The following is a 13686-nucleotide window of genomic DNA, read 5'->3' as shown; positions in this document are numbered from 1 at the left end:
GGTCTGTGTTATGCTGGCAGCCGCTGAAACAGATGTTTTTAGACCGATAGATCGCTAACTTCGACGCCGGGAGAGGATATGAAGCAGTTTCTTCATGTAGGCTGTGGCCCCAAACATAAGGACATGACAACGTCGGGTTTCAATACGGAGCAGTGGGGAGAAGTTCGGCTGGATATAAATGAGCAGGTTAGCCCCGATATCATCGGTACAATGACCGATATGAGCGCGGTTAGTGACGGTTCGTTCGACGCGCTGTTTTCGAGCCACAACATTGAACACCTCTATCCCCACGAAGTGCCTCAGGCGCTGCAGGAGTTCTTGAGGGTGTTGGTGGATGATGGCTTTGCCGTTATCACCTGCCCCGATTTGCAATCCGTAGCGGCCCTGGTGGCCGAAGATAAGTTGACCGAACCCGCTTACCAATCGCCCGCCGGGGGGATCGCGCCCATCGATATTCTCTATGGTCACCGTCCGGCGCTGGCGCAGGGCAATCTCTATATGGCCCATCGCTGCGGTTTTACACGCAAGGTACTCACCTCCACACTGCAGGCGGTGGGGTTCAGGTCCGTGGCCTCTGTTGCCCGGCCTCAATTTTTCGATCTGTGGGCGGTGGCAAGTAAAGGCGAGCGCTCTGAAGAGGAGATGCGGGCGTTGGCAAGCCTGCATTTCCCCGGCGCCCGCTAAACCCGGTAAGTCCAAAACCTTTGCCCAGTCGCATTTGGAATAAGCGATGAAAATACTGTTTATCCATCAGAACTTTCCGGGTCAGTTTAAACACCTGGCCCCGGCCCTGGTTTCTCAGGGGCATCAGGTTGTTGCGATGTCCATGAAGAAAAGCCCACCGTCACAGTGGAACGGTGTCACTATCGTTCCTTTCTCCGCTCAGCGGGGCAGCACGCCCGGTGTGCACCCCTGGCTGGTTGATTTTGAAACCAAAGTGGTGCGTGCAGAGGCCTGTTACCGGGCGGCGAAGGCGCTGAAGGCGCAGGGCTTTGTACCGGATATCATCATTGCCCACCCGGGCTGGGGCGAGAGCCTTTTTTTGAAGGAGGTTTGGCCTCAGGCGCGGCTTGGCGTTTATTGTGAGTTTTTCTACCGCCAGGAGGGTGCCGATGTGGGCTTTGACCCCGAGTTTGCCCGCGATTTTGAAGATGACGGTTGTCGCCTGCGCTTGAAAAACCTGAACAGCCTGCTTCACTTTGAAACCGCTGATGGTGGAATCTCTCCCACCCATTGGCAGGCCAGTACCTTCCCCGAGCCCTTTCGTTCCCAGATCAGCGTGATACATGATGGTATCGATACCAATGTGTTGGTGCCCAATGAGGGTGCCGCGCTGAAGATGCAAACCAGTACCGGCGCCACCTTTGTGCTTGACCGCAGTAGTGAGGTGGTTACTTTCGTTAACCGTAACCTGGAACCCTACCGGGGCTTTCATATTTTCATGCGTGCCTTGCCGGAATTGTTGAAAAAAAGACCCAAGGCACGGGTGGTGATTGTTGGAGGGGAGGGCGTCAGCTACGGTGCAGCGCCCAAGGATGCAAAAAGCTGGAAAGAAAAGTTCGTGAATGAGGTGCGTCCCCAAATCCCGGATTCGGATTGGTCGCGTGTCCATTTTGTCGGCAACCTAGCGTACAACCACTTCATTAATCTGTTACAGCTCAGCCGGGTACATGTCTACCTCACTTATCCCTTTGTGCTGAGCTGGAGTTTGCTGGAGGCGATGAGCGCAGGCTGTGCGATTGTGGCCAGCGATACCCAGCCCCTGAAGGAAGCGATTCACCCCAACGAAACCGGACGCCTGGTGAACTTTTTTGACGGCGCGGCGCTTGTTGAGCAAGTTGTTGATTTACTGGATGACGACTCGGAAAGGACCCGGTTGGGCAATCAGGCCCGTGCCTTTGCGTGTGACACCTATGATCTGAACACCCGTTGTTTACCCGCTCAGCTTGAATGGGTCGGTTCATTGGCACAATAGAAGCCGGTACGGAAACTATCCAGAGTATCCGAGATGAAGAGTATCCGAGAGGAATAGATGCGACTGTTAATTACAGGGGGCAGCGGTTTTATCGGCTCGGCCCTGGTCAGGTATCTGATTGATCATACGGACCACGAGGTCTGTAACATTGATAAACTGACCTATGCCGGTAACCCGGATTCGTTGCGGTCGGTGCAGGACAATAACCGTTACTGGTTCGAGCGTATGGATATTTGCGATACGGCGGCGCTAACGGCATTGTTTGGGACCTATCGTCCGACGGCGGTTATTCACCTTGCAGCGGAAAGTCATGTAGACCGCTCTATAGAAGGGCCTGCGGATTTCATTACGACTAATCTGGTGGGTACGTGTTCGCTTCTTGAAGCTGCCCGGTTGTATTGGTCTGAGCTACCCGGCCAGGCACAATCGCGTTTTCGCTTCCATCATGTATCCACCGATGAAGTCTACGGGGATCTTGATGGCACAAAGGCTCTGTTCACCGAGGAGTCGCCCTATCGGCCAAGTTCACCCTATTCAGCCAGTAAAGCGGGATCCGATCACCTGGTCAGGGCCTGGTATCGCACGTTCGGATTACCTGTTCTGGTCACTAATTGCTCCAACAATTACGGCCCCTACCAGTTTCCCGAAAAGTTGATTCCCCATATTTTGTTGTCCGCCATGGCTGAAAAAGATCTGCCGGTTTATGGCGACGGGCAGCAGATTCGCGATTGGCTCTATGTAGACGATCATGTGCGTGGTCTGATCAAAGTCTTGGAAGAAGGAAAGGTTGGGGAAACCTATAACATCGGTGGCCTCAACGAAAAAACCAATCTTGAAGTGGTAGAAACGCTTTGTGAGCTGCTGGATGCGCGTCAGCCGTTGGCGGGTGGCAGGCTATATCGGGATCTGATCACATTTGTTCAGGACCGGCCCGGGCACGATCGCCGGTATGCGGTTGACGCCGGTAAAATAACGGGTGAACTGGGGTGGCAGCCACAAGAAACCTTTGAGTCGGGACTCGCTAAAACCCTAGACTGGTACCTGGATAACCCCTGGTGGTGGCGCCGCGTCATATCCGGTGAATATCGTCTGGAGCGCAAAGGAAAACTGAAATGAAAGGTATTATTCTCGCTGGTGGATCAGGTACCCGTTTATATCCGATCACACGGGGTATCTCGAAGCAGCTGCTCCCCATCTTCGATAAACCGATGATCTATTATCCCCTGTCGGTACTGATGCTGGCTGGGATCCGCGAGATATTGGTGATCTCTACCCCCAACGACCTGCCCAACTTCAAGCAGTTGCTGGGTGATGGCAGTGATTTTGGTATTGAGCTCAGTTACGCCGAACAACCCAGCCCCGATGGACTTGCCCAGGCATTTTTGATTGGCGAGCAGTTTATCGGTGATAGCTCCGTCTGCCTGATCTTGGGCGACAATATTTTTTATGGCTATGGCTTTAGCGCCATGCTGCAAGAGGCGGCGGCCCGTAACCGGGGAGCGACCGTTTTTGGTTATCACGTACATGATCCCGAGCGTTTCGGTGTGGTTGACTTTGATAAAACCGGTAAAGCCTTATCCATAGAGGAGAAGCCGCTGCAGCCGAAATCCAGTTATGCCGTCACCGGCCTCTATTTCTACGACAACGACGTGATAGAGATCGCCCGTTCCGTCAAACCCTCTGCGCGGGGTGAGCTGGAGATAACCGATGTCAATAATGCCTATCTGGAGCGGGGTGATCTTAATGTCAGTCTTCTGGGGCGAGGCTTTGCCTGGCTCGATACGGGGACACATGAGTCGTTGATGGAAGCGAGCCAGTTTGTTCAGACGATTGAGTCGAGACAAGGGCTGAAGGTCGCCTGTCTGGAAGAGATCGCTTTTCGCCAGGGGTGGTTATCGGAAAAAGAGCTGCAGGTGCAGGCCGAGGCGCTGAGTAAAACCGGCTACGGGCAATATTTGAAGTCATTACTGGTTGACGATGGCTTGGGCGGGTGTTGAGTCATGATCGTTACCAAAACCAAGCTGCCAGGTGTTTTGATTATTGAACCACGCGTGCACGGTGACGAGCGGGGCTTTTTCCTGGAATCCTTCCAGGCAGAGCGATACCGTCGCTTCGGTATCGACGACGAATTTGTCCAGGATAACCATAGCCGTTCCCGAAAGGGGGTTCTGCGCGGGCTGCATTTTCAGAACAGGGCTCCTCAGGGTAAGCTGGTGCGCTGTGCCCGGGGTGCCGTTTTCGATGTTGCCGCCGACGTGAACCCGGCGTCGCCGACATTCGGTGAGTTTGTCGCGGTTGAGTTATCCGATATCAACGCTAAACAGCTTTGGATACCGCCAGGCTATGCCCATGGGTTTTGTGTTTTAAGCGAAATAGCGGATTTTGAATACAAATGTACCGGATATTATGATCCTGCGGATGAAGCGGGTGTGCGCTGGGATGATCCCACCCTGTCAATACCCTGGCCGCTCGTAGGGCCGGTGTTATCGGAAAAGGATAAAAATCTGCCTTTGCTGAGGGGGCTGTAAAGTGGTGAAACCGTGCATTCTTGTGACCGGTGCAGGCGGGCAGCTTGGCAGTGCATTGATACAAAGCGCTCCTGACCGATTGGACGTGATTGGACATGGGTCTGGGGACTTGGATATAACGGCACCTGACCAAGTCCGCTCGGTATTGGATCGCCATCAGCCCACGTTGATTATTAATGCGGCCGCTTATACGGCGGTCGATCCTGCCGAGCAGGATGTTCAGAGCGCGTTTAACGTCAATCGTGATGGTGTTGAAATTCTGGCACTGGAGGCTGCGGCGCGCGATATTCCGCTGATCCATTTCTCGACCGATTATGTTTTCGATGGCACTGAGGATGAGCCTTACACGGAGCTTGATCTGCCTAACCCCTTATCGGTTTATGGTATGAGTAAGCATGAGGGCGAAGCGGTACTACTCAGCACCTGTGAGAAGGCTCTGATATTGCGTACAAGCTGGGTATTCGGCGTTGCAGGTGCCAATTTTGTAAAGACAATACTGCGTCTGGCTCAAGACAAGGAAAGGCTGACAATCATCGATGATCAGAGAAGTGCTCCTACGTCCGCCGACAGCCTGACGCGTGTTGTCTGGCGGTTGGTGGCAGGGTACATCGCAGGGGAGAAGATGGTGTGGGGCGTGTTCCATTTCAGCGGGCAGCCTGAAGTCAGTTGGTATGAGTTTGCCAAAGAGATTATTCGGCAGGCGTCGGAGAGGGCATTGATAGCATCTGCGCCTGAATTGGTACCCATACGAACCGAAGAGTATCCGACAGCGGCGACGAGACCGCGACATTCGGCTCTGGATTGCTCCAGAATATTGAGTGTTTATGGGGTCGAGCAACCGGACTGGCGTGTTGATCTGTGCTCAGTGCTTGATGCTTTAGTTACGCACCCTGGTTAAGATTTTAGGTTATGAGGAGTCGTTCTTTATGAGCCGGTTTTTAACACTGGACCCGAACAAACATGGGGAAATGGGCTGGAAGCCCTTCGACAGTCTGTCATATGCAGCACAGGACGTTTGCGCCCCTGTCGTTATGGCCGAGTTGAGCATGCTTATGCCCTACTATGCGTTGGCTTTCGCGCGAACCGGGGAGGGGAGCTATCGGCTGGTTTGTCTTCAAGGCCTGTATGCCGGGGAGAACCTTGTTGTCAGTGACGCGGGTAAGTGGAGAATGCCTTACATTCCCAGCGCCTATAGAGGCTATCCGTTTATCCTCCAGCCCTGGGAGAACGAAGGTGAAACCAAATTCGTCCTCGGTTTCGATACCCAAAGTGGGTTGTTGCGCGAGACCCCGGATATCGATCAGGGGGAGCTTACTTTCTTTGGTCCTGAAACGGGGCAGCCCAGTGAAAAGGTTCAGGGATTGCTGACCTTTCTGAACCAAAGGCTTCAGAATGAGCTAAAAACCCAAAAGGCCGTCGACCTCCTGGCTCAGGCAGAGGTGTTGCAACCGATGAGATGGGGCTTTGAAAGCCCTGATCCGGACCGAGCCCTGGTTAAGGGTTTCTTTGGTGTTGATGAGAAAAAACTGGCAGCTCTGAGTCCGCAACAGCTGTCTGATATGCAGGTAGCGGGTGCTTTACTTTTAGCCCACTCGCAGCTTCTATCGATACCTCGTGTGGGTATGATCAAGAGACTGAGCGAGCTGGCCATCAGCCAGCCGGCGGCTTCCCTGGATGATGTCGAAGCCTTGTTTGGTGGTGCTGACGATACCTTGAAGTTTGATTTTTAATTATGGATAAGGCCTTGCGAACGATTTCTCGAATCACCACCGAGTATATACCTCAAGAGGACCGTGTTCGCTTGAGTGGACAGATCAATGATCAATCGGAAGCGGTATGCGTCCTTTGGCTCACTCAGCGCCTTTTGCGGCAGCTGGTTCCGGTGATTATTAAATGGCTGGAGCCCCGGGTGGTTGAGACGGTGAGCCTCAAGGATGAGACGGCGGGTACAGAAGGTGTGGCTTCAACCGGGCGTTCACGAACCGCTGCCGCTGGCGCTAAAAGAGAACGAACACAACAAAACGATTCCAGCAGCAGACGACAGTTGAGTGATCAGACGGAGAGTGTGGAGCCGGTGCGTGGTAATCAGGAGTCTGAAACCTGGTTGGTGTACTCACTTAACCTGCAACAGAGTAGCGACGGGATGCGGCTTGTGTTTAGAAGCCAGGATTCCTCCACCGAGGTCTGTATGCCGTTGAACGAGGAACATCTTGAGCGCTGGATGGGGATCCTGATGGACTGCTTTCTCCGGGGGAGTTGGCCGTTGGATCAGTGGCCGGACTGGATGACCGCAAACCTGCCGGGGAGACAGGCCCGCCCGCTGCACTGAAAGCCTATAGCAGGCAGCTTAAAAAGACGGGAGGCATGTTTCCAATACCTCCCGTTGACTACTTAGGTGTTGCTGGGTTGTTCACGTATTGCTGGGTTGGGATCACGCCTCGGCCGGAACATTTTCCAGCATAGGGGTAAAGTGACGCAGTGAACTACGCTGCATTGTGATCAGGTACATAAGCCCTGAGCGCACCCACTCTGCAAGTATAGCATCGTCAAGCTGAGTCACGGCCTTCCAGTCAATACCGGCGGTGCCGCCAATGGTGAACGGTTGCTCACTATTGCCGAGATTGATCTTCTGTGCCTTCAGCACCTTGTGCTCTACCAGCGGCTGAAAAATCGAAACAGTCTGCTCCAGTTTTTTCTGGTAGTCGCCCAGCTGGTCCATAATCTCTTTGAGCAGCGGGGATGGGCGCATCCCGGATTTACCGCTCTTGTTGTAGAGCAGTTTACCATTCTCTTCCTGGACCAGACCGCTCTCTTCATCAAAGGTGACAACATAGTCTAGATCGTCAGCGCCGCCCGCTTCTGCCGGCTTTTTCACCAGCTTAAACGGGTAGTTGTTGAAACTCATCGGTGTGTAATGAGCTTTCCAATTACCCTGCTGATCTACAAAATAGGAGGTGTTCTCCTGTAATCCAAGAATCGCGATCGGGACCGGATTGGTTTCCGACTGGAATACGATCGGGAACACATCAGCGGAACGACCGATCTCTTCGGCCAGCAGCGGTGTTTGGATCTCTGTTGCTGCATAGTTGGTTGTAGTGGGTGGAGTGTAGCGCATCCGTCCGTGCAGATCGGAGCGCAGCGCGACCAACTTTTTATACATCATCTCCGGTTATTCCCTCTCAGTCTGCATTTGCCGTTTAAAGGATTCTACCGGCTGTGCGGTCAAGGTCAATCCGAAAGGCGGGACCTGAGCCAGTATCATCCCATTTACGCCCAAATTACGTTTAAAGTAATTGAATTTCGTTTAAGTCGCTGGTGTCTACGCCTACAAGTTCGACTGCTTCTTCCTCTGTAGTTTGTGCCTGTTGCAAAAGACTGTTGACCCCTGCCGTGCTTATGGTGTTTTCGGCGGTTACGCCGGCCAACATCCCTATGCCATCAAAATCAAACGGCTGGGTGTATTGGGTGGGGTCACCACTGCCGGTGGGGTCGATCAGCTCCACCAGTCGGGCGGAGAAGGCCATCTTGTTCTGCATGTTGGCGGCATCATCATTCTGAGCCCCGTTGACGATGGCAAAGGCCAGGTTGGTGAGGCTGTGCTCGCTGTCGCTCCAGTAGTTGATCTCGGCATCGACCCCTTCGCGGTTAAAGGCGGAGCGGTAGATCTCGGCGATGATCTCCGGGCGGGACTTATCGCCATACAACGCCTGGTTTTCGGCGTTTTCCGGGGCACCAAAGGCGCCGGAGACCACCTGCCAGTTCTGATGGAGGTCGATCTGCTCGGTCCAGTATTTCAAGCCGTTGGGGTCGGCCGGGCGCTGGTAATAAGCGATATACATCTGGTAAACCAGCGCTTCGGTATCGCTCCAGCCCGGCGGTATCCACTCGGTGGCCTGCTGAGTGTGCGCAATGGCATCCAGGTCCTCTGCCGTTAGAAGGGCGGCATTGGTGTCGGCCGCCTGCTCAATCAGCGTCTGCGGCAGTGCGCCCCGGAACAGCTCCGTGAGGGTGGCACTGTCAGCCAGATCTACAGAGGTATCGCTACCCAGCTGATGGGTGAGTACCTCCACCACCGTGCTGAAGTCACTGCCATCGGCATGGGCGGCATCGCCCAGCGCGGCCAGGGCGGCGGCCGTTTTCTGGATGCGGGTGGCCTCACTATCGGCTACCTGGAAGGGGTCGTAGTTGAGCAGATCCGCCTCGGTGGAGAAGCCGAGCAGGGTTTCCACCGCTTCCTGAGCATCCACAGTACCGGCACCGCTTTGGCGGGCGTAGCTATCGATCAGGGTGGTGATCGGCGTAATTACCCCCGCTCCAGCCGGGGCGCTCAGCGTCAGGTTATTGGCCAGGCCGGTATCTGTGTTGGTACCGCCGATGGCGATGATCGAGCCATAGCGACTGTCGTCCAGCGTAAACCGGCCTTGGCTATCGGTGAGGATATCGGTTATTTCGTCGGCGTCCGCCTTGCCGTTATCGTTGGTGTCGATGTAGAGCATCGCGTTGGCAATATAACCATCGATAACGACCCCGTTGAAGGCGGGCAGGCCCACCCGGTTTGTGGCCTCGCTGTTGAGCTGTTCCGGCGTTCCGTAGCCATCGGTATAGCTGACGCGGACACTGATACTTTTGCCGACATCATTACCCGCCAACATCAGTTGGTTGCCATTGGCACCGCTGATCGGGGTGTTGCCACGAAACCATTGATAGCTGAGTGATCCTAATCCGTCGGCGTCATCCAGGGTTGATGTGTCCACCGACAGCGTTTCGCCCGCCTGGCTGGTTCCGGTGATCGATATCCCGCCGGTGGGTGTATCGTTAATGTTATCGATGGTGACAGAGGAGCTCTGTACGCTTTCTTCTGTGCCGAATCCGTCGGTATAGTCCACGCGGATACTGATCTGTTCGCCGACATCATCCTGCGTAAGCGTGTACTGGCTCTCTGTTGCGCCATTGATCGCGTTGTCGTTGCTCAACCACTGGTAGTTCAGTGGGCCCAAACCATCCAGATCTGCCAGCGTTGATGTGTCCAGGGTGAGTGTCGCGCCCTGCTGGGGCAGACCTTCTATGGATACAGCGCCGGTGGGCAAGTCGTTTACGTTTGCGATGGTGACCGGGCCGCTGGCCAGAACTTCTTGGCTGCCTTCTCCATCCGTATAACTCACCTGGACGCTAATCGCGTCATTGACATCGGATTGTGCTGGCGTGAAAGTGCTTTCCGAGGCTCCGTTAATGGGGGTGCCGTTGCGCAGCCACTGGTAGCTTAGTGTGCCTAATCCGTCGATATCCTCAAGGCTACTGGTGTCCGCCGAAAGCGTTTTGCCCTGCTCGGCAAGGCCTTGAATCAGGGCCGCGCCGGTGGGTGGATCATTGACGTTATCGATAATGACAGGCCGGCTAGTCAATTGTTCATGGGTACCATACCCGTCGGTATAACTCACTCGAAGCTCGATTTCGTTTCCAACGTCGGTTTGTGTCGTTGTAAAGGTGCTATACGTGGCACCGGGTATCGGGTCGCCATTGCGCAGCCATTGCAAGCTCAGAATACCCCAACCGTCTTTATCGCTGATTGTGCTGATATCGGCTGTCAGTGTTTTCCCCTGTAGCGGTGTGCCGACGACCGATACCGTTCCTTCGGGAGCGTCATTTACGTTGGTCACGTTGCTGGATGCCAGGCTCGTTATGCTTTCGGCGGTGCCCTGAGCATCGGTATAGCTGAGGCGAACACTGATCTGAGAGTCCACATCATCCTGTGTCAGCGTGTACTGCGTGCCGGTGGCCCCGCTGATGGCACTGCCATCGCGCAGCCACTGGTAGCTGAAACTACCCAGCCCATCCGTATCGGAGAGGCTCTGGCTGACGCTGAGGGTGCTGTCCTCCTGTGCGGTGCCGCTTATGGTGACCGAGCCCTGAGGGGCATCGTTGACATTAGCGACACTGCCGGTGGCGGAGCTGGTGACACTCTCGGCGGTACCCTGCGCATCGGTATAGCTGATGCGAACACTGACCTGAGAACCCACATCGTCCTGTGTCAGGGTGTATTGGGTGCCGGTGGCGCCGGTGATGGCGCTGCCATCGCGTAACCACTGGTAGCTGAAACTGCCCAGACCATCGTCATCGGAGAGGTTCTGAATGACGCTGAGGGTGCTGTCCTCCTGTGCGGTGCCGCTGATGGTGACCGAGCCCTGGGGGGCGTCGTTAACGTTGGCGACGCCGGCGGTGGCGGAGCTGGTCACGCTCTCGGCGGTGCCTTCGCCATCGGTATAGCTGATCTGTACCCGGATCTGGCTACCCACATCGTCCTGTGTCAGCGTGTACTGGGTGCCGGTGGCGCCGCTGATGGTACTGTCATCGCGCAGCCACTGGTAGCTGAAACTGCCCAGGCCATCTTCATCGGAGAGGTTCTGGCTGACGCTGAGGGTGCTGTCCTCCTGTGCGGTGCCGCTGAGGGTGACTGAGCCTTGGGGAGGATCATTTACGTTGGTTACAGTAAGCGAGTCGCTGGTGAGGCTCTCTGCGGTACCGAATCCATCCGTGTAAGTGACACTAACGCTGATTTCGGTGGCTACATCGGCTTGGGTGAGCGTGTATTCGGGTCCGTTCGCCCCGGGAACTGCCACACCATCGCGTAGCCACTGCAGGTTCAGGTTACCCAAACCGTCTTCATCGGCTAGTGTTGATGTGTTCGCAACCAGGGTTTCGCCCTGAAGGCCACTACCCTGAAGCTGCACGCTTCCGGTGGGCTGATCGTTGATATTATCGATATGGACAGGTTCGGTTACCAGGGTTTCCTGTGAACCCTGGCCATCGGTATAACGAGCGACTAGATGAATGTTCGTTTCAAGATCGTCGAAGGTGATCTGATAAGCTGAGTCAGTGGCTCCGGCGATGGCCTGGCCATTACGCATCCATTGGTAGCTGAGCGAGCCCATACCGTCCGCATCATCCACGGTGCCAGCGACACCAAGTTGTCCGCCTTCGGACGGCGTTCCGACGATGCTTAGGGTACCGACGGGCGGATCATTCACGTTACCGATGTGTAAGCTGTCACTGACGACCCTTTCCGCCGCCACATAATCATCAAGATAATCGATGCGGACACTGATATCGGTTCCAACGTCCTCCTGGGTTAATCGGTAGCTGGTACCGTTGGCATCGGCTATCGGGGTTCCGTTTCTCAGCCATGTGTATACAAAGGGGCCAAGGCCATCTTCGTCTTGCAGGTCTTCGGAAAGAGTGAGAAGTTCGCCCTGCTGAGGCTCTCCCAGAATCTCGATAGATCCGGTTGGCGCGTCATTGACGTTAATAATCGTCGCCGGGGTGCTGGAGATGCTCTCCTGAGCGCCAAAGTCGTCGGTATAGGTCACCTGCAAGGATATCTCATGGCCCACATCCTCCTGAGTCAGTGTGTAATCGGACTCATGGTGGTTCGAGAGGGCCTGACCATCGCGCAGCCAGGTGTAAGTCAGCGGCCCCAGTCCGTCCAGGTCGGCAAGCGCAGTGGTGTCTGCAATCAGTGTCTCGCCCTGCTGAGGCGTACCTTCGAGAAGTAGCTCTCCCGACGGCGAATCATTAACGTTGGTGATGGTTAGCGCTTCGCTGGCAACTTCTTCAAAGGTCCCTTGGGCGTCGGTGTAACTGACCAACACGCTGACTGACGCGCCAACGTCATCCTGCACTAATGCGTACTGGGCGTCGGTGGCGGCCTCGATAGCAAGGCCGTTACGTAGCCATTGATAATTCAATGGACCAAGGCCGTCTTCGTCCTCCAGCGCGGTGGCGGCTGTTAATGTTTCGTGCTGGAGAGGAGTACCCTGGAGAGTGACCGAACCAGTCGGCAGATCATTCACGTTTTCAACCAGTACGGTGTCGCTGTGTACAGACTCGGCAGCTCCGTAGTTGTCGGTATAGTACACACGAGCACCAATATTATGGCCCACATCCGCTTGAGTCAGCCGATAATCTCCGCCGACAGCGCCCTCTATATCGGATCCGTCTCTTGTCCACTGGATGGTCAGAGTGCCCATACCATCTTGATCGGACAGATCATGAGTTGCCTGGAGAAGCTGCCCCTCAACAGCACTGCCGGACACAACAACCTCGCCTTGCGGAAGGTCGTTGACGTTGACCACAGCGAAGGAGGCAGGCGTGGTTCGGCTCTCGGCGGAACCAAAGCTATCGGTGTGTGTGACTTGGACCTGGAAAACCGATCCAGCATCCGCCTGGGTGAGCAGGTATTCCGCGCCGGTGGCTTGCGCCATAAGCTGCCCGTCGCGAAACCATTGGTACTCTATGGTTCCGAGTCCATCTTCATCTTTAAAGTTGGTTACTACCCTAAGTGTCTCACCTTCGACAGCGAAGCCGGAGAGGCTGGCATTGCCGATCAAGGGATCATCGACGTTGGTAATGTCGCTTGAAGGCTGACTGAATACGCTTTCCTCATAACCGTATCCATCGGTATAGAACGCAGCGACCTTTATCGATGCACCCACATCGGCCTGAGACAGGGTATAGCTGTCCCCCTGGGCCCCGGAGACCGCTTGGTCGTCCCGATACCACTGGTATTGGATTGCACCTAAGCCGTCGAAGTCGGTGAGGGTGTTGGTCGCCGTGAGTACTTCATCCTCGGTGGCAATGCCGCTGATCTGTACGCTGCCCTGAGGCGGAGTATTGGCGGGGACTACGGTGTCAGACTCGGAGCTGACGACGGTCTCGAGGGTGCCCTGTCCGTCGGAATATTGAACTTGAACACTAACGGCAGTGCCCACGTCATCGTCGGATATCAGATAGCTGGACTGATTGGCGCCGGCAATCGCGCTGCCGTCCCTGAGCCATTGGTAATTCAGATTACCCAAGCCATCGGCATCGGAAAGGGTGTTAGAGGCGCTGAGCGTATGGCCCTCTCTGGCGGTGCCACTGATGGTGACCGATCCCTGGGGGGCGTCGTTAACGTTGGCCACGCTGTCGGTGGCGGAGCTGGTGACGCTCTCCGCAGTGCCTTCGCCATCGGTATAACTGATACGGACGCTGATCTGACTGCCCACATCGTTCTGGGTCAGGGTGTACTGGGTGGCGGTGGCGCCGGAAATGACGCTGCCATCGCGTAACCACTGGTAGCTGAAACTGCCCAGGCCATCTTCATCGGACAGGTTCTGGCTGACACTGAGGGTGCTGTCCTCCTGTGCA

The 13686-nt window shown here is 55.3% G+C and carries 10 protein-coding genes; 8 read left to right on the top strand and 2 right to left on the bottom strand.

Going from position 1 to position 13686, the window contains the following annotated elements:
* Window positions 1-78 precede the first annotated feature (78 nt).
* The 8 genes from G403_RS0104585 to G403_RS0104550 are packed head-to-tail and all read left to right on the top strand — an operon-like array spanning window position 79 to window position 6832.
* Window positions 79-684 (top strand): class I SAM-dependent methyltransferase, encoded by a 606-nt coding sequence (locus G403_RS0104585; protein ID WP_027852950.1) that lies wholly within the window; start codon window positions 79-81, stop codon window positions 682-684.
* Between the two features lie 46 nt (window positions 685-730).
* Window positions 731-1975, top strand: coding sequence for a glycosyltransferase (locus G403_RS0104580; RefSeq protein WP_027852949.1), 1245 nt, complete (start codon window positions 731-733; stop codon window positions 1973-1975).
* Window positions 1976-2032: 57 nt separating this feature from the next.
* Window positions 2033-3091, top strand: coding sequence for a dTDP-glucose 4,6-dehydratase (gene rfbB, locus G403_RS0104575; RefSeq protein ID WP_027852948.1), 1059 nt, complete (start codon window positions 2033-2035; stop codon window positions 3089-3091).
* Window positions 3088-3972 carry a glucose-1-phosphate thymidylyltransferase RfbA gene (rfbA, locus tag G403_RS0104570; RefSeq protein WP_027852947.1) on the top strand — a complete coding sequence of 295 codons (885 nt, stop codon included), beginning with the start codon at window positions 3088-3090 and terminating at the stop codon, window positions 3970-3972. Before rfbB ends, rfbA begins: the two co-directional genes overlap by 4 nt.
* Window positions 3973-3975: 3 nt before the next feature.
* Window positions 3976-4503, top strand: a complete 528-nt coding sequence (rfbC, locus tag G403_RS0104565) for a dTDP-4-dehydrorhamnose 3,5-epimerase (protein ID WP_027852946.1) — start codon at window positions 3976-3978, stop codon at window positions 4501-4503.
* Between the two features lies 1 nt (window position 4504).
* The gene (gene rfbD, locus G403_RS0104560; RefSeq protein ID WP_027852945.1) at window positions 4505-5401 is read left to right on the top strand and encodes a dTDP-4-dehydrorhamnose reductase; all 897 of its coding nucleotides are present in this window, start codon (window positions 4505-4507) and stop codon (window positions 5399-5401) included.
* A gap of 28 nt (window positions 5402-5429) precedes the next feature.
* Complete coding sequence (locus G403_RS0104555) at window positions 5430-6233, top strand: SapC family protein (protein ID WP_027852944.1); 804 nt, start codon at window positions 5430-5432, stop codon at window positions 6231-6233.
* A 14-nt stretch (window positions 6234-6247) separates the two neighbouring features.
* A complete protein-coding gene (locus G403_RS0104550) occupies window positions 6248-6832 on the top strand; it encodes a hypothetical protein (RefSeq protein WP_156899641.1) in 585 nt (194 codons plus the stop codon).
* A 102-nt stretch (window positions 6833-6934) separates the two neighbouring features.
* Here the strand turns inward: G403_RS0104550 and G403_RS0104545 are convergent, their stop codons facing one another.
* Both G403_RS0104545 and G403_RS25440 read right to left on the bottom strand, forming a co-directional pair.
* Window positions 6935-7666, bottom strand: a complete 732-nt coding sequence (locus G403_RS0104545) for a SapC family protein (protein WP_084403932.1) — start codon at window positions 7664-7666, stop codon at window positions 6935-6937.
* 121 nt (window positions 7667-7787) lie between these two features.
* Window positions 7788-13686, bottom strand: a 5899-nt coding sequence (locus G403_RS25440) for a hypothetical protein (RefSeq protein ID WP_211232643.1), incomplete at its 5' end; no start/stop codon positions are given.

It is taken from the genome of Marinobacterium litorale DSM 23545, assembly GCF_000428985.1.
Taxonomy (GTDB): domain Bacteria; phylum Pseudomonadota; class Gammaproteobacteria; order Pseudomonadales; family Balneatricaceae; genus Marinobacterium_D; species Marinobacterium_D litorale.
This window is presented reverse-complemented; position numbering and strand designations above follow the sequence as displayed.